15 protein-coding genes are annotated in these 19742 nt (G+C 45.9%); 10 read left to right on the forward strand and 5 right to left on the reverse strand.

Annotation, left to right across the window (positions count from 1 at the left end; translation table 11 throughout):
- Position 1 precedes the first annotated feature (1 nt).
- From purC to QZZ36_RS08170, 5 genes are all read right to left on the reverse strand, one after another.
- Entirely contained in the window at positions 2 to 721 is a 720-nt protein-coding gene (gene purC, locus QZZ36_RS08150) for a phosphoribosylaminoimidazolesuccinocarboxamide synthase (RefSeq protein ID WP_295079742.1), read from the reverse strand.
- Between the two features lie 96 nt (positions 722 to 817).
- On the reverse strand, positions 818 to 1474 hold the full coding sequence (locus QZZ36_RS08155) for a DUF4272 domain-containing protein (RefSeq protein WP_295079745.1): 657 nt from the start codon (positions 1472 to 1474) through the stop codon (positions 818 to 820).
- A 39-nt stretch (positions 1475 to 1513) separates the two neighbouring features.
- Complete coding sequence (gene purE / locus QZZ36_RS08160; protein WP_295079748.1) at positions 1514 to 2014, reverse strand: 5-(carboxyamino)imidazole ribonucleotide mutase; 501 nt, start codon at positions 2012 to 2014, stop codon at positions 1514 to 1516.
- A gap of 96 nt (positions 2015 to 2110) precedes the next feature.
- Positions 2111 to 3169 carry a WG repeat-containing protein gene (locus tag QZZ36_RS08165; protein ID WP_295079750.1) on the reverse strand — a complete coding sequence of 353 codons (1059 nt, stop codon included), beginning with the start codon at positions 3167 to 3169 and terminating at the stop codon, positions 2111 to 2113.
- Positions 3170 to 3190: 21 nt separating this feature from the next.
- Positions 3191 to 4210 carry a glycosyltransferase family 2 protein gene (locus QZZ36_RS08170; RefSeq protein WP_295079753.1) on the reverse strand — a complete coding sequence of 340 codons (1020 nt, stop codon included), beginning with the start codon at positions 4208 to 4210 and terminating at the stop codon, positions 3191 to 3193.
- Positions 4211 to 4765: 555 nt separating this feature from the next.
- On the opposite strand from QZZ36_RS08170, the gene QZZ36_RS08175 reads away from it, so the two are divergent.
- The 10 genes from QZZ36_RS08175 to QZZ36_RS08220 all read left to right on the forward strand — a co-directional run bounded on the left by QZZ36_RS08175 (position 4766) and on the right by QZZ36_RS08220 (position 19727).
- Positions 4766 to 7342 carry a hypothetical protein gene (locus tag QZZ36_RS08175; RefSeq protein WP_295079756.1) on the forward strand — a complete coding sequence of 859 codons (2577 nt, stop codon included), beginning with the start codon at positions 4766 to 4768 and terminating at the stop codon, positions 7340 to 7342.
- A gap of 36 nt (positions 7343 to 7378) precedes the next feature.
- Complete coding sequence (locus QZZ36_RS08180; protein WP_295079759.1) at positions 7379 to 8464, forward strand: tetratricopeptide repeat protein; 1086 nt, start codon at positions 7379 to 7381, stop codon at positions 8462 to 8464.
- Between the two features lie 88 nt (positions 8465 to 8552).
- Positions 8553 to 8705 (forward strand): hypothetical protein, encoded by a 153-nt coding sequence (locus tag QZZ36_RS08185; protein WP_295079762.1) that lies wholly within the window; start codon positions 8553 to 8555, stop codon positions 8703 to 8705.
- Between the two features lie 344 nt (positions 8706 to 9049).
- Positions 9050 to 10105: a LacI family DNA-binding transcriptional regulator gene (locus QZZ36_RS08190; protein WP_295079765.1), complete on the forward strand. Its 1056-nt coding sequence runs from the start codon at positions 9050 to 9052 to the stop codon at positions 10103 to 10105.
- A complete protein-coding gene (locus QZZ36_RS08195) occupies positions 10095 to 10634 on the forward strand; it encodes a DUF5662 family protein (RefSeq protein ID WP_295079768.1) in 540 nt (179 codons plus the stop codon). Before QZZ36_RS08190 ends, QZZ36_RS08195 begins: the two co-directional genes overlap by 11 nt.
- A gap of 125 nt (positions 10635 to 10759) precedes the next feature.
- Positions 10760 to 12583 (forward strand): excinuclease ABC subunit UvrC, encoded by a 1824-nt coding sequence (uvrC, locus tag QZZ36_RS08200; protein ID WP_295079772.1) that lies wholly within the window; start codon positions 10760 to 10762, stop codon positions 12581 to 12583.
- A 527-nt stretch (positions 12584 to 13110) separates the two neighbouring features.
- Complete coding sequence (locus QZZ36_RS08205) at positions 13111 to 14310, forward strand: type II secretion system F family protein (protein ID WP_295079775.1); 1200 nt, start codon at positions 13111 to 13113, stop codon at positions 14308 to 14310.
- An 18-nt stretch (positions 14311 to 14328) separates the two neighbouring features.
- The gene (gene pilM / locus QZZ36_RS08210) at positions 14329 to 15921 is read left to right on the forward strand and encodes a pilus assembly protein PilM (RefSeq protein ID WP_295079778.1); all 1593 of its coding nucleotides are present in this window, start codon (positions 14329 to 14331) and stop codon (positions 15919 to 15921) included.
- Positions 15918 to 16709 (forward strand): hypothetical protein, encoded by a 792-nt coding sequence (locus QZZ36_RS08215; protein WP_295079781.1) that lies wholly within the window; start codon positions 15918 to 15920, stop codon positions 16707 to 16709. Before pilM ends, QZZ36_RS08215 begins: the two co-directional genes overlap by 4 nt.
- An 84-nt stretch (positions 16710 to 16793) precedes the next feature.
- Positions 16794 to 19727, forward strand: coding sequence for a polymer-forming cytoskeletal protein (locus QZZ36_RS08220; protein WP_295079783.1), 2934 nt, complete (start codon positions 16794 to 16796; stop codon positions 19725 to 19727).
- Positions 19728 to 19742 lie beyond the last annotated feature (15 nt).

The following is a 19742-nucleotide window of genomic DNA, read 5'->3' on the forward strand; positions in this document are numbered from 1 at the left end:
TTTATTCTCCCATCAGTCTCTTCATGATTTCCTGATATGCTTCTTCAACGCCGCCCATATCTCTGCGGAAGCGGTCCTTGTCCAGCTTCTCGTGGGTGGTCGAATCCCAGAAGCGGCAGGTATCGGGAGAGATCTCGTCAGCGAGGATTATTGTTCCGTCAGCGGACTTGCCAAACTCTATCTTGAAGTCGATAAGGTCGATATTGAGTCCCTTGAAGAACTTTACCATGAACTCATTTACCTTGAAAGCGTACTTCGAGATAGTGTCGATATCCTCCTTTGTTGCGATACCGAGAGCGAGCGCATAGTAGTCGTTGATGAAGGGATCGCCGAGATCGTCGTTCTTGTAGCTGAATTCAAGGATCGGACAGAGGAGCTTTCTGCCTTCTTCAACACCCATTCTCTTTGAGAAGCTGCCGGCAGCAACATTTCTTATGATGACCTCAAGGGGAACGATGGAAACCTTCTTGACGATAGTTTCGCGGTCGCTTATCTCCTCTACAAGATGAGTGGGAACGCCTTCCTTTTCGAGCATTTTGAACATATAATTGGTCATCTTGTTATTGATGACGCCCTTACCAGTGATAGTGCCCTTCTTCTCACCGTTGAACGCTGTAGCGTCGTCCTTGTAGTCAACGATAACGAGGTTAGGATCGTTTGTGGCAAAGACCTTCTTTGCCTTGCCCTCATAGAGCTGTTCCTTCTTTTCGATGTTTGACATTTTAAAATTCCTCCTTGAGAATTGTTTGAATGAATATATATGCAATTCCGCATCATCGCGGAGATTGTAGGCTTTACCGCTTATGCGCCGTGCTGATCATGTATCAAGGGATATCCTGTTCCAGTCGTCGGTATCGGAGATCAGCCATTCGAGACCGCGCCTGCGCTCGGATACAGCGTCTGTATTCAGACCGCCTATGGGGAATTTTTTATCTATCTGTTCATGCTGAACCACTGCCCAGTGATAGCGGTAGTAGAGATCCAGCATATCCATTATCTCTTCAGCGCTCCTGAGACTGCATTTTCCCCTGAATTCCTCATAGCTTCCGCTCTGCGAGACAAAGCGGACAGCCTGAGGACAGTCGCAGATATCCTCCGCGTCGGTTATATCTTCAACAAGTCCGAGAGCCCATACGAGAGTCCAGTATGATTCGTACTCCCATACCACGTCGATAATGTCCTGCTGAACGTAAGAGCCGTCAGTGAGGCGTCTTTCCTTGGCATTGAGGCAGTCTTTCACTCCGAAGTAGTCCATTAGACCGACAAAATAGTTTACTTCCTCGTCGTTCTGCTCGCTTCTTCCGAAGCCTACCTGCGTGGACAGCAGGGCAGCTATGGCGCGTCGGCATATATCGTCTGTACTTCTCAGCTTTATCTGTGAAGCAGGCTCGGTGAGCGGGAGGGACGGATTGATACCGATACCCTTGGCAGCGATTATCCTTTCAGAGTTTGCTTTTCTTTCGGCAGGTGTCATAATTATACCTCCTATCGCCGGAAATGTCGGAGGCAGTTATCAGAGAGCAGCTATCTGCTCCTGAAGGGCCTTGTCCTTTGTGATAACGCCCTCAGCCATCGCTTTCTTTTCCGCAGCGAGCTTTGCGGCAAGCTCCTCATCTGCTATGGCGAGCATCTGTACAGCAAGCACTGCGGCGTTCTTTGCGCCGTCGATACCTACTGTAGCCACCGGTACTCCGGGAGGCATCATAACTGTCGCAAGAAGAGCGTCGATGCCTTCAAGCGCCTTGGACTTCATAGGTATTCCGATGACCGGAAGTGTTGTATGTCCCGCAACTACTCCCGCAAGGTGAGCAGCCATGCCTGCGGCGCATATGATAGCGCCGAAGCCGTTTGCCCTTGCGTTTGAAGCGAATTTGCAGGCTTCTGCCGGAGTCCTGTGTGCGCTCATTACCCTGCACTCGAACTCCACACCGTATTTTTTGAGCTCTGTGAGAGCTGACTTAACAACAGGGAAGTCACTGTCGCTTCCCATGATAACTGCAACTTTTTTTGACATGATGTTTTCTCCTTTGTCTTTTTGTTGAGTGCGGGACAGCTATCCCGCTTTTACTGCCGGAAACGCTGCGTGGGTCTGTGACGCATACAGCCCGTATCACGCTTCGTCCTCCTGTTCATCTTCGTCCTTGTTTTCTTCTTCGGGCTCCGGATAGTCCGGCTTGTCATTTATGAAGCTTCCGGATATGAGATGAAAATCCAGTGATGAAGTACCGGCAAACACGAGCTTTGCTTCATAATCGTCGTGCAGCTGCTTTGAAGTGCCGTCTTCGGTATACTTTACGTCCGTACCGGCGCTGAAGCTCATGACGACGTGCAGTCTGTCATCATTGGACGGAATTATCTTGGTATTTATGTTAGATATGCTTTTCAGAGTGAGGGACAATCCTTCCTCATTGGGGAAAAGCGGCTTTATCTGCATGGACTGTACCAGACCTGTGGAAGAGCTGTCCTTGTTATAGGCAAATTCAAGGTATTTTCTGAAATCGCGCGATATTGCCTCAAGGATCTGTGGATCCAGCTTCAGGAGCATATTGCGCTTGTTTATTTCTATCTGATACGGCAGATTTGACATTATGACGTCGTTCAGCGAAGCCTTGATGAATATGAGGGATTTTTCCGTCACGGAGTAGGTATAGGTTTCATTGTCCGAACCTACGATAAGCAGGCTGCCGTCCGACTTGCATTTCTTCCACGGCTCCCTGAAGCACGGGTTGAAATCCTGATTGTACACAGCGAAGCTGTCATCGGCTGTCTTTGCGAAGTAAAGAAGCCTTGCGGGAAAGCGTTCCGGTTCTATGGAAGAAAAGACGAAGGGAACGGTCACATTTCCTTCATAGTCTATGCAGCCGTACTGCAGCTTTCCGTTGATGCGCTTGGCGGCTATGCAGATATTGCTCTGTGTAAAGCGTATATCCTGCCATTCCGGATTTACGATGACTCTGTTGGAGCTGTCGATTATGCCGAAGAGACCGTCGCCGCCCTTGAATACGCGGTTGCCGTTGTGGTCGGTATCTATTATCCTCTCCACGGCGGGCTGTTCGCTGCTGCTGGCGGAATTCTTTTCTGAATTTGAAAAGAAGCGCGTTATTGCGGCGGCGAGTACGATAATGACAATGAACAGAACGGAAACCACAAGACGCATACGTTTATTCATGGTTCCCGCACCTCCTTAAATTCATTTCTTCTCATTTTCACCGTTAACCGGCTCCTGAGCTGAGCTGCCCTGTGCCGCAGCCTTGCGCTGACGGTAGAGGTCTTCTGTCTCTTTGGTTATATATATCGGACGGTTTTTCGTCTCAAGGTATGTCTTGGAAAGATACTGTCCCAGGATACCGACGCAGAAGAGCTGGAGTCCGCTGAAAAGGAATATCAGGCAGAGCATTGTGGGGTATCCGTCGGGAGCGTCGAGCCAGCCGAAGGCTGACCTGATTATCGTTATCACGATGAGGATAAAAGCTATAAGGCAGGTGATTATTCCCAGCAGTGAAGCTATGGCGAGGGGGGCTGTCGAGAAAGCCATTATTCCTTCAAGAGAATACTTGAAAAGTCCCCAGAACGACCAGGATGAAGTTCCGGCAGGACGCTCGACGTTCTCGTATTCGATATACTTGGTGTTGAAGCCAACCCAGCTGAAGATTCCCTTTGAGAAGCGGTTGTACTCTGACATATCAAGTATCGCGTCCACCATCTGCCTTGTCATGAAGCGGAAGTCCTGAGCGCCGTCAACAATCTCGGTCTGGGAGATCCTGTTCATTATTTTGTAGAACAGCCTTGCGAACCATGAGCGTATTTTTGATTCGCCCTGACGGCTCACGCGGCGGGTGGTGGCGCAGTCATATTCGCCGTTCCTTACATAGCTGTACATCTTCGGCAGAAATGCAGGCGGATGCTGGAGATCTGCGTCCATGACGACCACATAATCGCCCTTTGCGTTTTTCAGACCTGCGTACATACCGGATTCCTTGCCGAAATTCCTTGAAAATGAAATGTATCTTACCCTCTTGTCCCTGTCTGCGAGACCGCGGAGAAGGTCGAGAGTAGTATCCTTTGAACCGTCGTTGATGAACAGGTACTCGAACTCAAGCTCAGGGTATTCCTCTGACATCTGAGCTGATATCTTGGTTATCTCCTCATAGAACATGGGGAGCACCTCCTGCTCGTTGTAACACGGCACAACTACTGAAACGAGTTTCACGTTTTTTCCTCCTTTGAAAGAAGCTGGCGGCAGACGGTTTCCGCTGTCTGCCAATACACTATTAATAATACAACAAAATCAGTGATAATGCAATAGTTAAATCCCCGTTTTAATAATTTTTTACACATAAGTAAAATAATGGCTGTTCAATGAAGCGATTTTGATACATCTGATAGAATAATGTGGAACAGCAAATGAGGGGAAGCAGGCTGAAATCCTGATTTCACGCAATAAACCGTATTATTTTTTACCTAATTAACCTTGAACATCGACAGGAAAAATTGACAAAAAAATCAATAACGATTTGTTATTATCACCGAAAATTTTAAAAATGGTATAATTTTTGCGTTCATTTATTGAGAAAGTGTTGATTTTTTTTGAAATGTCATGTATAATATACTTGTATAGATATTCGCATTAAAAGCTCTGCGGCACAGTTGACTTTATTCTGTGTCTGCAACAATTTTTTTGGAGTGCGACTGCGAGCTGGTAAATCGGCTGCCCGCTGCCGTAAAGCGGAAACTGCAGTTTTGCAGTGGTGGGGAGAGAAGAATTATGGATATAACACTGGTAACGTCTTCGTTCGACAAAGTGGTTCACGGAACCGAAAATGAAAAGAAAACAGGCTGTGGTATCAACCTTATGAAGCCTGAAAACGTGACTCGCTTTCACAGAACGTCCCTCATGACGGATCTTAAAGAGATCACCTGTGAGAAATGCAAGGCGAGTCTCGCGAAGAAGCTTATAAAAGCTGACAGAAAGGAAATGTCGCTCCTTCTCAAAGAAGAGAAAAAGCGCGAAAAAATGGGTATGAACGATGTGGGAATAGTTCCCCTCGGAAATACCACCGCAAGGATCACAAAAGATCCGAATGCGAAACAGAAAGAGGAAGCTGCAAGGAGAAAGGCTCAGGAGGAGCTGAGAAAGGCTCAGGAAGAGCAGCGCAGAGCTGCTGAAGAGGAAGCAAACAGGAACGATCTTAATCAGTTCATGTACAATCCTCAGGCGGAAGCTCCCGTGAACAATGCCGGCGGCAACGGTATGCCGATGGACGATAACCTTGCACAGTTCGCGATAAACCCGCATGATAACCCTCAGCAGGCTCCTGCAGAGGACGATTTCCTTGCGCAGTTCGCGATACAGAAGCCCGGCGAAGCGCCTGCTGCACCTATGCACACAGCAGCTGCTCCTCAGGACGATTTCCTCTCACAGTTCGCTATACCTAATCCGCAGAATGCTGCCGAGCAGCCTGCGCAGTATTACAATCAGCCGCAGAATTATGGTCAGCCACAGAATTACGGTCAGCCTCAGAATATGGGCGGCTACGGCGACATGGGCGGTTATGACGATGCGGGCGGCTATGAGGATATGGGCGGCTATGACGACGCATATCAGCAGCCTTCGGCACCTGAGATAACACATTCTGATGAGGACATAATGAACCTGTTCTCTATCAATCCGGAACATAAGCCGGAAAACAGCTTCCCGCAGCAGACCTACGAACAGCCTGCCTACTCTCAGCCGGTATATGAGCAGCCCGCTTATGAGCAGCCGGCATACGGTCAGCCTGTTTATGAAGAGCCTGTTTACGATGAAGCTGTATACGGTGAGCCAAGTATCTACGACGGCAGCCAGACGCTCTACGACGCCAACGGCAATCCGATAGAAGGTCCGATAACACCGGTATACGGTTATCAGCCTGTTCCGGAGCAGCCGCTGACACAGGGTACAGAGTGGGATTATGTTGCCGATCAGTTCTTCGGCTTCGAGAACGGCGCTCCCGGAAATATCGCAGATCCCACCGAGTATCAGCAGCCTGACGCAATGGCTGAGCTCGCTGTACCGGACATGAACGCTCCCGATTACGCAAATATGGCAGCAGCAGGCAATCTTACCACCTATGCTGCTGACAATACATCGTTTGCCGGCAATCCTTCAGCGCCTTTATACGGCGAGATGGCGGCAGGCGTCCTTCAGCAGATGCACGGAGAGGCTCCTCTTGTTGAGGATATCGCCGCTCCTGCAGTCGATGATCTGCCCTCTGCTGAGAGCCTTGCGGCAGCAGCCCTCGACGGCGCTCCCAAGGTCGATGATATCGTTGCTCCTGAGTCTGTTTCGCTCCCGTCGGCTGAAAGCCTTGCAGCAGCAGCTCTCGAAGGAGTTCCTACGGTAGAGGATATCACTGCTCCCGAATTTGCTACCCTTCCCGCAGTGGAGGACAATTCTGTTCCTGAGCTTGACGATATCCCTGAAGTTCCAGACTTATCAGCACAGGCTCTCGGAAATGTCTCAAAGGCGAGAGATACCGAGCCGGTTGTGTTTGATGATTTATCCGAAGCAACATTTAATGAGCCTGTAAAGGCAGAAGAGGAGTATGATTACTATATGAGCGATTATAATAATAACGCACCCAATGCAGGTGCAGAGACAGATCAGAACCAGCAGGCTCAGCAGCCTCAGATCGTAAAGGTTCCTCAGTTTGCTGGATATGATGCCAATAACCAGCCTGTATACAAATACGTTCAGATGCGCCTTGCAGGATACGATCAGAACGGCAAGCCCGTATTCATCCCGCTTAACGCACAGCCCAGACAGGCAGCGGCTCCTGCACAGCAGACAGCAGCCCAGGCTCAGAGAGCCGCATCAGCTCCTGCACAGCAGCAGGCTCCCGTAAAGTCTACGGTTCCGAGAAAGCCTGTACAGACAACAGGTACTCCTACTGCGAATATTTCCAAGATCGCAGTAAATCCTCACAGCAAGTCCACTTCCCAGGCGTTTATCAACGCTATCGCAAGCTCAAGAGAGTATGCTGACAAGAACCTCATCGAGACACAGGGACTCAAGGCAAACAGCCCCGTTCTTACTTCTGTTGAGGACGTTCTTTCAACAATGGGCGATGATTCCGCAAAGAGAAGACAGATGGCTGCACAGACTCAGCAGAATGTTCCTGTATTCGACGAGTACAAGACTCCTTCAAGAAAGCCTTTCGGCGGCAATACAGCTTCCAGAGCTCCGCAGCAGCAGCAGATGATGGACGCGCGCTACATGACAAAGGCTGAGCTGAAGAACAAGAAGAAGCAGGACAAGATCGACGCTAAGTTCAGAAAGGAAATGTCCAAGAGAGGCTTCTGAGTATTTTCGGGACCCTGTATGGACTGAGGAAAAGCAATGGCAGAAAACAAGATCCTGGAGGAGCTGAGAGCAAAGCTCACAGATTCCGCTGAGGACAATAACAAGTTCCTCCGTGCCGAGGCAGAGCGCTTCGCAGCGGAGAAGAACCTTGAGGGCGTGGACGCTGCAACGCAGCTCCTTATCGAACTGATGCCTGATGATCAGAAGGCAGAAATAGAAAGACTTACTCATATTGACGGAATGCGCCTCGATGAGATGCATGACAGGATCATGGAGCTCATCAGGGAAAAGAATATTACCGAGGCAAAGTCCCTTGCGGAACGCCTTTACAAGAAGATAATCCTTGACTATAAGGACACCGAGACCGCAAAGTTCGTATCGCTGAGGAATCCCTTTGAGGATAATTTCTATCAGCTCAGATACAAGACGGATAAGGTCCTCAACCGCACTCCCTTTGATTTCGGTACATTCATTACTACATACGGCTACCTTCTCGTTGAGATGGGTTCACCTCTCGACGCTATACCGGTACTGGAGAAGGCTATGGAGTATAATCCGCTGGACTGCGGGCCGCGGTTCGAGCTGGCAGAGGTCTACAAGCTGCTCAAAAACAAGAGAATGACTCTCGAAACTACAAGAGAGACTCTTAAAGTGGCTTCATCACCTGTTGCTATCGCAAGATGCTACGCCAATGCTGCTTATGCGCTGACTGATATGGGAGAGTATGACGACGCTTTCGTATTCCTTGCAGCAAGTGTGTTCTTTGCCCCGAATCCTGCCATTCCCTTTGAAATGAAAGACCTTGTCCAGCGAAAAGGCAAGCCGATAAAGCAGCCTAAACGTGAGGACATGATCGAGGTCATGAAGAAGTACAACTTTGAATTCGGTCCTAATCAGGACGTTATCTCGGTAGCTGCTCAGCTTTCGGCAAATTACCTCATGGAAAAGGATATACCGAACGCCCTGAAGGCACTTAAAATGACTTATAACCTCACCCGCGACGAGAAGGTAAAGGAGATAATCCTTACATATGAGCCTGACGCTCCTATGGTCGCTCCGGTGCATGAAAATGCGGACGGCGAGCCTGTGATAACTCAGACGGTGAATAACGATCAGGAATAAAATTACAAAGGCACTTTCGTTTGGAAAGTGCCTTTTTGTATGCATAGTCCGGAGATTTTTGCGGATAATACCACCGGGAGATGATTTTATGAGCAAAAACAGGAAAAATATACCTGTCCCCGACCCGGAAAAGGAAGAATATGAGTGCCCTGCGGCTTCGTGGGGCAACGAGAGCAGCTCCTGCGAGGAGGAATACCTCTGCCTTCCTGAAGACGGCGGCGAAGCCAATGATCATATTTGATTAAATAAAAGCTCTTCATTACGAAGAGCTTTTATTTAATGTCTGCCATGTGAGCATTTCTGAGGAACGGCTTTAAATCCCGACAGGAAGCCGTATTTTTCAGTCGAAGAGATTATTTTTAAAGCCTGTTTACGAATGTTCGTTATTTTTTGCCGGGATAACATTTGGCATTATTGCCAAACAAAATGTGCAAAAATTGACAAAAGTTCCGAAATTTGCGAAAATACTTTATTTATCACTTAAAGCATGATATAATAGTTGAGGTTAATTTAATTCGGTATAAACCGGATTATACAGAAAAACGGCTCCGGGAAAAGTTTCCGGACGCTTAAAATGGGGGCATTATGAAAAACGGTGTAAAAATGCTTGACATTGCTACAAAGCTCGGCGTAAGCGTGGTAACAGTGTCAAACGCTCTTGCCGGAAGGGACGGCGTCAGTGAGCAGATGAGAAAAAAGATCTGCGAGACCGCCGAAAAAATGGGCTACAAGCCTTCCAATACCAAGAGCGAGAAAAGACGTATCGCTTTGCCGAAAACAGGCAAAAACGTGGGAATACTCACTTCTGAACGCTTTGTCGGCGCAAGAGGCACTTTCTACTGGGAGCTTACTGCGAGTATATCAAATCAGCTCTCACAGATAAATGTCTGCACGGTGTACGAGTGCGTTAATTCGGAAAACGAAAAGAACGGCACACTGCCGAATATGGTCATCGACGGAAAGGTGGACGGCGTTATAGTTATCGGACAGGTACACAGAAAGTACATCGAGTGTCTGAGCAAGCTGACTATCCCGCTGATATTCGTTGATTTCTACGATAACAGGTATAAGGTGGACGCTGTACTTTCGGACAACTTCAACGGCGGCTATATGCTGACGGATTACCTTGTGGAAAAGGGTCACAGACAGATAGGATTTTTCGGTACGCTGAATGCTACGAGCAGTATAAACGACCGTTATCTCGGCTATCTTAAATGTATAATGGAAAACGATTTTGAGTACCGGATAGAGTGGATAATCGCTGACAGGGACAAGAGCGGTGTTCTCTTTGAGGATATAGAGTTTCCTGCCGAAATGCCGACAGCTTTCGTGTGCAACTGTGACGAAACAGCTTTCAGGGTAATATCGGCTCTCAAAACTAAGGGTATCCGTGTTCCGGAGGACATAAGCGTTGTAGGATATGACAATTATACAGTGTCAAGTATATGCATTCCGACGATAACTACCGTTGAGGTGGATCTGACAAAAATGGCAGAGGTCTCGGTGGGCATAATGGCAAAAAAACTGTCGGATCCTTCGTATTCAGAGGGAAGACGCATAATAAGCGGACGGCTCATCGAAAAAGAGAGCGTGCTCGATATAAGCGGAAGCTATACTGAGGAGCGTTCAAATGCTTTGTAAAAATTTTTGCGGACATCTTAAAACAGTTCTTCAGCACAGGCATCAGGTGTTCAGGCACTGTGTAAAAGCGGGTATACCCATGAGGGGACTGCTCCATGACCTTTCAAAGTTTTCACCGACAGAGTTTATACCGGGGGTAATTTACTATCAGGGAAACCGCAGCCCCAATGAGCGTGAACGCGAGGTGGACGGGTATTCACGGGCGTGGATGCACCATAAGGGCAGGAACCGCCATCACTTTGAATACTGGACGGATTACAGCCCTGAAACCAAAAGACTTGAACCGGTGAAAATGCCGGATATATACATATTTGAAATGTTCTGCGACAGGGTTGCGGCTTCAAAAATATACAATAAGGAAAAGTATAACGATTCTATGCCGCTGGAATATTTTCTCAGGGCAAAGCCGAAAAGGGTAATAGAAAAGACTACGGCTGAAAAGCTGGAGTTTTTGCTGACTATGCTCCGTGATAAGGGCGAAGCCGCTACGTTCCGCTATATCCGCAGACGGGTCAGAAAGAGCCGTTAGCCGGCAGATACAGCTGCTTTTCCGGCTGTGCTGATTTCCTTATACTACAGAAAACGATAAAAAATACGGGCGCACGGTGTGCGCCCTGTTTTTGGACTTGAAAATATCGGAAAGGAGTAACGGTAATGAATCCGAGATTGCTGTATCTGCGTGAAAAAACCGCGAAGCTGACAGCTTCGCCGGGAGTATATATAATGCGCAAAAAAGACAGCTCTATCATATACATCGGAAAAGCCAAGAACCTGCATAACCGCGTCAGCAGCTATTTCCGCGAAAATCCCGACCATACGCCGAAAGTTGCGGCAATGGTGTCAAATGTATACGATTACGATTTCATTGTTACCGACAGTGAGTTTGAGGCTCTGCTGCTTGAATGCAGTCTCATCAAGCAGCATAAGCCCAGATATAACATCCTCCTGAAAGACGACAAGGGATACCATTATATCCGTATTTCCGATGAGGAATATCCCCGTATAACCAACGAAAAAAACACAAAACAGAGCGGTACGTACCTCGGTCCCTATACCAGCGGTTTTATTACGAAAGAGGCGGTGAACGAGGCGAACCGTGTGTTCATGCTGCCTACCTGCAAGCGGCGTTTTCCTCAGGATTTCGGCAAAAACCGCCCCTGCCTGAATTACCATATCAAGCAGTGCATGGGAGTGTGCAGAGGCAGGATAAGTGCTGAGGACTACCGCAGCGCAGTCAGTCAGGCTGTGGAATTCATCAAGAGCGGAAGCGCAGAGTCGGTGGAAAGAATGACAGCTGAGATGGAACGAGCAGCGGAGGAGCTCGACTTTGAAAAGGCTGCCATGCTTCGCGACCGGATCTCTGCAGTAAAAAAAGCTTCCGAAAAACAGAAAATAATCAACAGCGGCGTCGATTCGGCAGACGTGATCGGCATCGCCGAATTTTATGACGGACTGTATATTTCTGTGCTCATGTATCGTGAGGACAGACTCTTCGACAAGGCTGTCTTTGAGCTGCCGCTGCCTGACGGGGACGAAGATATCCTTGGTCAGTTCATGCTTCAGTTTTACTATAAAAAGCCCGATATACCGAAGAATATCGTGGTTGATCATATTCCCTCCGACAGTGAGCTCCTCGTTGAAATGCTTGAGGAACAGGCTCAGCGGAAGGTGAAGCTCCATGTTCCACAGAAAGGGCGTCAGCTGGAGCTGCTGAGGCTTGCCAAAAATAACAGCGCGGAATATGCCGCTATCAAAAATTCACGTACAGGAAAAGAGGTCCTTGCCCTCGAACAGCTGGGACAAAGTCTCGGTCTCTCAAAGCCGCCGCGGTACATCGAAGCCTACGATATATCGAACCTTTCCTCGGAATCAATGGTAGCAGGAATGGTGGTATTCGAGGACGGCAGACCGCTGAAAAAAGCGTACAAGCGCTTTACTGTAAAAGAGCAGGAGCTCCAGAACGACTACGGCAGTATGCGCGAGGTGCTGAAACGCAGGCTGATGCATATAGTCAGCGGTGAGGGGGACGAATATTTCACAAGGACTCCCGACCTTATACTCCTTGACGGCGGAAAAGGTCACGTAAACGCCGTAGCACCGCTGCTTCGTGAGCTTGGTCTTGATATCCCCCTCTTCGGCATGGTCAAGGACGACAAGCACCGCACGAGAGCTATAGCGACGGGCGGCAGAGAGATACAGATCAACAGCGTGAAAGCCGTTTTCGACCTTGTTACGAGGATACAGGACGAGGTACACAGATTTTCCGTCAGCTTCATGCACTCACGCCACAAGAAAAAAACATACAGCTCGGAGCTCCTTAATGTACGTGGTATAGGCGAAAAGAAGGCTGCCAGACTGTTTATGAAATACAAGACGATCGCAAACCTGAAGAACGCTTCTCCGGAGGAGCTTGCTGCTGCTGCCGGAGTCAGTATCGGAACAGCAAAAGAGCTGTGGGAAGTCATACGTGATATGTGAGCGAAATGGCATACCACGGTGAAAAAGTCTATATTATAATAGTATACGTGATTACTTTTGTGTAATCGGTGTATTATGGTAAAAAAATAAACTTGTCCACAGAATTCAATACGGTTTTTGCCTTTAGGGAAAGGGATTTTAGTGCAAGAACGTACAAAATGACTAAATTACTATAAAGCAAATTGCCGCAGTTCACAATTCTGTAAAAATAAGATAAAAAAAAGGGGTTTTATGTTGCATTTTAAAAGTGAGTGTGATATAATTATTGTGGAAGTTTAACAATGTTTGGTATCGGTGTGTTTATACCATATATTGCGCTGTCTTCATGCTTTGTTTTGCACACTATATAGCCGTTTATTTTTATTCGATATTACTGCCGGTATAAAGATTAGTTAATATTGATAAAAAACGGCGGATTATTTATGTCAAAAAAGCGATTGAAAAGTAACTTTTAAAATGTTATAATTGTTATTATTAAGGCAGTGAGAAACGTTCATCACAAGTTATTAATTTATGGAGGTGGTTTCATGAGGAGTTTTTCTTACGTTGCTCAGGACGCGAAGGGAATGCAGAAAAAAGGCGTCATAACCGCTGAGAATGAGCAGGATTTCTTGCAGAAGGCCAAGGAAAAGGGCCTTTATGTCAAGGATTTTAGGGAAAGCGATTCAAGTGAAGCAAAATCAATCTACAAGTTCGGAACCAAGGAGCTCGCATTCAACTGCAGACAGCTTGCCGCGATGCTTACCTCTGGTCTTACGCTTGTAAAAGCCATCGATATCCTTACCAAAGAGCAGGAGAACGAAAAAGCCAGAGCTATATGGCAGGATGTCTACGAGAACGTACAGAAGGGTGAATCCTTCTCGTCAACTCTCGAAATGCACGCGGGATCCTTCCCGGACTTCCTGATCTCAATGGTCGGCGCAGGTGAGAGCAGCGGTTCGCTGGATATTGTTATGACGCGAATGTCTGACCACTACGCAAAGGAAAACAAACTCAAGAACACCATCAAGAGTGCAATGATCTATCCTATCATCCTTCTGGTTCTCTGTGTGGCAGTTGTTATACTGCTCTTCACATTCATCATGCCTACGTTCATCGACATGTTTGATGACAAGAGCCAGATGCCTTTCTTGACAAAGGTCCTCGCAGCGATAAGCGACTTCCTCAAGTCAAAATGGTATATCCTTGTAGGTATCATAGTTCTCGGCGTAGCGGCGTTCGTATATGCTATGAAGATACCTAAGTTCAGGCTTAAATTTGACCGTATGCTGGTCAAGGGACCAGGCTTCGGTCCCCTTATCACAAAGATCTATACAGGACGATTCTCACGTACACTTTCTTCACTGTACTCAAGCGGCCTTCCGATGGTAGAGTGCCTCGAAAGAGCATCACGTATCCTCGGTAATTCCTATGTCGATCAGAAATTTGAAGAAGTTATCGACGAGGTAAAACAGGGCGAACCCCTTTCCGCAGCTATCACACGTACAGAGATATTCGAGCCTATGTTCTGCTCGGTTATCTACGTTGGTGAGGAGGCAGGTGCCCTCGACTCTATCCTTGAAAAGTCATCAGATTACTATGAAGAGGAATCTGACGCCGCAGTACAGCGTCTCGTTGATATGATACAGCCTATACTCATCATATTCATGGGCGTTATCATCGGACTCGTAGTAATGGGTATCTACCCTGCGCTTTACGGTTCGATCGCAAATATCGAAAACGAATAAGAAAGGTGGAAAGAATAAATGCTTTCATTTGATATTACCGATAGAAATATACGAGTTGTTAAAGGTATCGAGAGCAGCGGCAAGATCAAGATCAGTTCTGCTGCTACAGTAAACGTTGAAGAGGGACTTATCGTCAACGGAAACGTAAGAGACGTACCTGCTGTCGCAACTCTCATAAACAATGTGCTCAAAATGCACAAGATGTACGATAAGGAAGCTATAGTTTCGATCTCGTCCAACCTTACGATCTTCAAGGAAATGACAGTTGCAAAGAGCAACAGAGGTCAGGATCTTCAGAAGGTAGTTAAGATGCAGATGCAGGCTGAGCTCAATCTTGATGATTCATACAGCGTTTCATACATCATCGTAGGCGACGCTGACAACAGCGAGGTAAGCGAGCCTTCATACAAGATCCTTGCTACAGCTTGTCCTTACGAGATCGTAAACAGCTACCGTGAGATGTTCAAGCTTCTGACTATCACACTCAGATCAGTAATGATCGGATGCAACTGTATCACAAAGGTTCTTCTTGCTGATACAAAGATCAGATCAAAGATGCCTCTCCTTGCTGTTCAGATCGACAACAACTTCATCTCACTCAACCTCTATGAGCAGGGACAGCTTTCATTCTCACGTTTTGCATCTATCGATGCTGCCGACTACGGTTACTCGGATGACTATGTATTTGAAGCAGTAAACGAAAATATCTTCCGTATGCTTCAGTTCCACAGAAGCCGCAATACCGGCGAGGCGATCGAGAACGTAATCTTCTACGGAGATACACATGAGTACGTAAGACTTACAGACGAACTTGAAAAGCTCGACCTCAAGACAAGTCTTATAAATGTTCCTCCGCAGATCCACGGACATGAAAATCTTGAATTCTCACTGTATGCAAACGCTATCGGTGCTATGTTCAAGAGAAACAGAGAGATCGAAAAGATCAATCTTCTTGATACAGACTTCAGCTCCGCGGTAAAGAGCAGAATGAAGAACGAGAATGCAGGTAACATTGCACTTATCGCTTCACTCCTCGGCTCGCTTGTTATCGTTGGTGCTGCATGGGGAATCCTCGCACTGAAGAATAACAGCGTAAAGAATGATATTCAGGAGTGTCAGGACTATATCGACTCTGATAAGACGAAGGCTGATCTTGAGCACCGTGAAAGACTTATAAAGCTCAAGGAGACAGTAGACTCTTATTATACCAAGATGTCGAGAGCTCATGATGCATATCTTTCACAGCCTGCATTTACAGGTGAGGTTTACGACAAGATCGAGGATATCCTCAAGAAGACCTGTGAAGATGAAAAGATTGAGTACTTCAAGATGAATAACCCTTCATACGCAGGCGGAACTATTACGTTCTCCGTAACCTGTGATGCTGACAAGGATAAAAAAGCACAGACATTACCGGATAAATTCCTCAGAAACCTTGCTAACGATGAGTATATCGATGCTGTTTCTTACACAGGATATACTGTAAATACCATCAAAAAGGAAGGCGAAGAGGATAAGAGGATGCTCAATTTTGCAGTAATTGCAAAGATGGCTCCGAATGAAAGTGCTTATCATCCTGAAACAAGCTCTAAGGAGGAGAAGAAGAAATGAAACTTACATACAGAGATAAGATAATTGCTGCGATCGTACTTGCATTTGCAGTTTTGCTCCTGGGATTCTTTGCTGCTGTAAGGCCAAAGTATAATGAAATTCAGGACAATAAGACTAAGTTGGCACAAAAACAGACTGAGAAAGCAGATATCGAAAACAAGATCAAAGAGATCCCCGGTCTGCAGGACGGTATAAGGACAACATATAAGGAAACAGGCAAGAAGACAGAGATCTTCGTTGCTGTCGATGATGTTGAGAATCCTGTTGCAGTTGATGAATATCTTCAGAAACTTGCTGAAGACAACAAGGTAAGGATCGATAACCTTCAGGTTAAATCAGCAACAGTCGGAGAGATCCCGTTCTACTTCTACAAGAAGGAAGATGATCTCAAGGACGCAAGAAATGCTGCTGATATAAACGGAAATCTTCAGAAGCAGTTTAACAGCACATATGCTGAATCGATCGCTCTCAGCAGCGCACAGGCTGAAAAGGTGCTTTCAACAGATTACGGCGTACAGATTTACGGTACAAGGAAGAATATCTGGAATTATCTGAATGCAATAAAGAAGTTTGATAAGGCTCTGACAGTCAAGTCAGTATCTATCCCTGATGCTTCATTCGGAAAAAACACCTTAAAGGATAATGGCGTGAACGACTGGGATGGACTTAATTCTGAAGAAGTTGAAACAATGCAGGTTGGTGACAAGACAATCTCAAACGCACAGACAGCTCAGATTGTTATTACACTTTATTCAGTATATGAAATGGATGAGCCCAACGTTGATTAATGACGGGCATATGAGCATGAAACATAAACAACTGATTTCAAACGCTGAGTTATTAAAATTATAACTTGAAAGGCGGTTAGGGAAATGAAAACAGAGAAGAAGAAAACATTGCGCGGTTCTGCCCTGTTTACGGTAGTTGCAGTAATGGCAATACTTATCCTCTTCCTGACAGGTACTCTTGCTCTGGCAACTGCTTCAAACAGCAGAGCACATAAGTCTTATGCGGTTTCTCAGGCGAGCTATACCGCAAGAGCGGCAATAAGAGCGTTCAAGTCAGGTATGGAGCAGGATGCAGATCTTGCAGCCACTGTTGGCGCAATAGGCGAAGGCAGTCTTACAAAGTTTGAACCACAGATAAAGATCAGTGATAAAACCATGGGCAAGATCGGCTACTGGGATTATAGCGATGCTAATCATCCGATTTGGGTCGATGACTGTATCAAACTGGAGCCTGTTGCTGACAAAGTTGACTGGGTATATGATACCGAAAAGAATGAGTGGGTTTCTTGGAACATCGTAAGAGTAACTTCTACCTGCCGTGTAGGTCAGGAAGAAGAAACTGTTGTTGCTTATATAAGCAAGCACGGTGAACCGGGTCAGCAGAAAAAATCCAACAACGAGGTTAAGGGACTTCAGGAAGCCGGCGGTAACAGCTATGCAAACGGCGGCGACATTTACGGTGGTCTCGGTATAGGACTTTCTGATTCAGTTCCGGGCTCTTACGGTGCTCTGAACGACATGGATACACATACAAATCTTACGTTTATAAACGGAGATTTCGATGTTAAAACATCAAGTCTTGATTTCTTTGCTGAAGATAATGAAAATGGTGTTTGGCCCGTTTCTGCAACAGTTGTAATGGGTAATTTCTCAACAACCAACAATGTGGCTTTTAATGTAAATTATACAATGAAATCTTTGTTCACACAGAAGGATATCCCATACCTTTATGTAGACCGGCTTCTTTATTCAAATAGCTCGTCTTCACTCTATCTTGTAAAAGGAAATGGTTCTCCTTTCAATATTTATGCGGGAACAATGTATTATCCAGAGCTTCTTGAAGCTGACGCAGATATCTATCTTATGGATGAACCTGCTACAGATGCTACTCCTGCAGAGGACAGAGAATACTATAATCTTGGTTTTAATCTCAGGGCTGACGGATTCCCGGAGCTTAGAGTTCCTGACAGCATGAAGGATAAGTATCCTGATGGCTGGCCTGATGGTCAGTGGTGGGCTAATCCCGCTACAGAAGAAGATAAAAAAGAGGCTATGAAGGATCCTGCCAATATTGTAGGTACAGAAAACAAAATTGAAACAGGAAAAAATGTCTTTGGTAACACTGCTGACAGAGATGGTAATAAACAGCTTTATAACTGGACCAGAGGTACATTTGAAAGAACAGATGACAGCAAGTTTGATTCCTTCGGCGGAACTATATACTGCAATGGTGATCTTTTGATTACTCAGGCTAAAATACATGGTGATGTAAGAGTAAAAGGAAGATGCACTATCAGAGGAAAAGTTCAGATCGACGGTGATCTTATTGTTGAAAATGCATATGAAAATGCAGGAAAAGCAACAAAAACCTCCGGTCTAAATAATGAGGGAGATCTGCACGTTGACGGAAGGATATATGTAACAGCGGGAGCTGTTCAGGATACTTCCAAGTTAAAGGAAGGTTACTCATTATACTCAGGTCTCTATCCCGGCTACAAGCAGTATGAGAACAAGGAACTTCCTAACTTTGAGGTTGAAGAAAGCGCTTATGAGATAGACACCGACGGACACTATGTATATGACGGTAATGTTTACGACAGTAAGCCTTATATTCAGTGTATGCCTCTGTCAGATGATGATACCGGTGTAACTGTCGGTGCGACAGTTGATCCTAAGATAGTTACAACTTCGGAAACAACAAGATTCAAGGCATTTGCTAACGGACGCATAATCAATGCAGACGGCGTTTATGAGGTAACTACCGAAAAGGAGAGCTACTATACTAAGGATGGTGACCCTTGCGGCAGAGCAGATGCGATAGGTGAATACTATGTTGATCCGTCCGGCACCAGAGTATCAAGATCAGATGCTTATACTGTAAGCTTCTCAGGCTCTGGCAATGTTGATGTAGAGACATATAAGACTCTGCATCCGGAAGGCGTATATCCTGAGGATATGACACGTGAAAAGATCTATGGTACAAAGGAAAAGAATGCTGATCCTTCGACAAAGCTTGTTACAACTCTTATAGACGCAAGAAAGTCACTTGGAATGGATTCATCTGACGGTTACTTTGACGAAAAGATCTATATCCGTGAAAAGCCCACAACAGGTATATTAGACACATTTGACAGTACATGGGATAAAACAAAAAGTATTACTGTAACAAGACCTAAAGAGGGCGTAGGCTGGGTAATACTTGATAATGTAAAATTAAACGCTGGCTGTAGTATAATAGTCAAGGATAATCCGGATGCAATAGCATCTTCATCTGAGCATGTAAGATATAAAGGAGGAATCGTAAGATTCTTCATTATTGGAGATGTAAGATTAGAAAAAGGAAGTATAGGTCCTGAAGATGTACTCAATGGTACAATAAAGAAAATAAACTATAAGGACGATTTCGGTATTGAATACTATACCGGCGGCGCATACAGGACACATGATGATCTTTCAGATCCCAAGAAGGAAGCTGGTGCAGGAACAGAAGGAACACTGTACTTTGTTAATGATGCGGTTTTAGTAGGTTCCGTTAAGGCTCCGTTCCTTGAATTAGGATTTGAGAATGGTAGAAGTTCACCTATAACAGTGGATTATACCAAGGAAGACGGAACAGTTGTAAAGGATTATAAACCTACTATTATCGGAAATGCTCTTGTAAAATTTATAAGCAGCGCAAAGAATGGTATCCCGCTCGCTTATACAAAATCAGGTACAGGCGGTTCATCAGAAGATGATGATGATCTTGCAGTTGATCCCAGCGGAACAGAGTGGAAATTCAAGTATTTTACAACATGATAAAGGAGGAATGTT

It is taken from the genome of Ruminococcus sp., from assembly GCF_016287535.1.
Lineage (GTDB): Bacteria > Bacillota > Clostridia > Oscillospirales > Ruminococcaceae > Ruminococcus.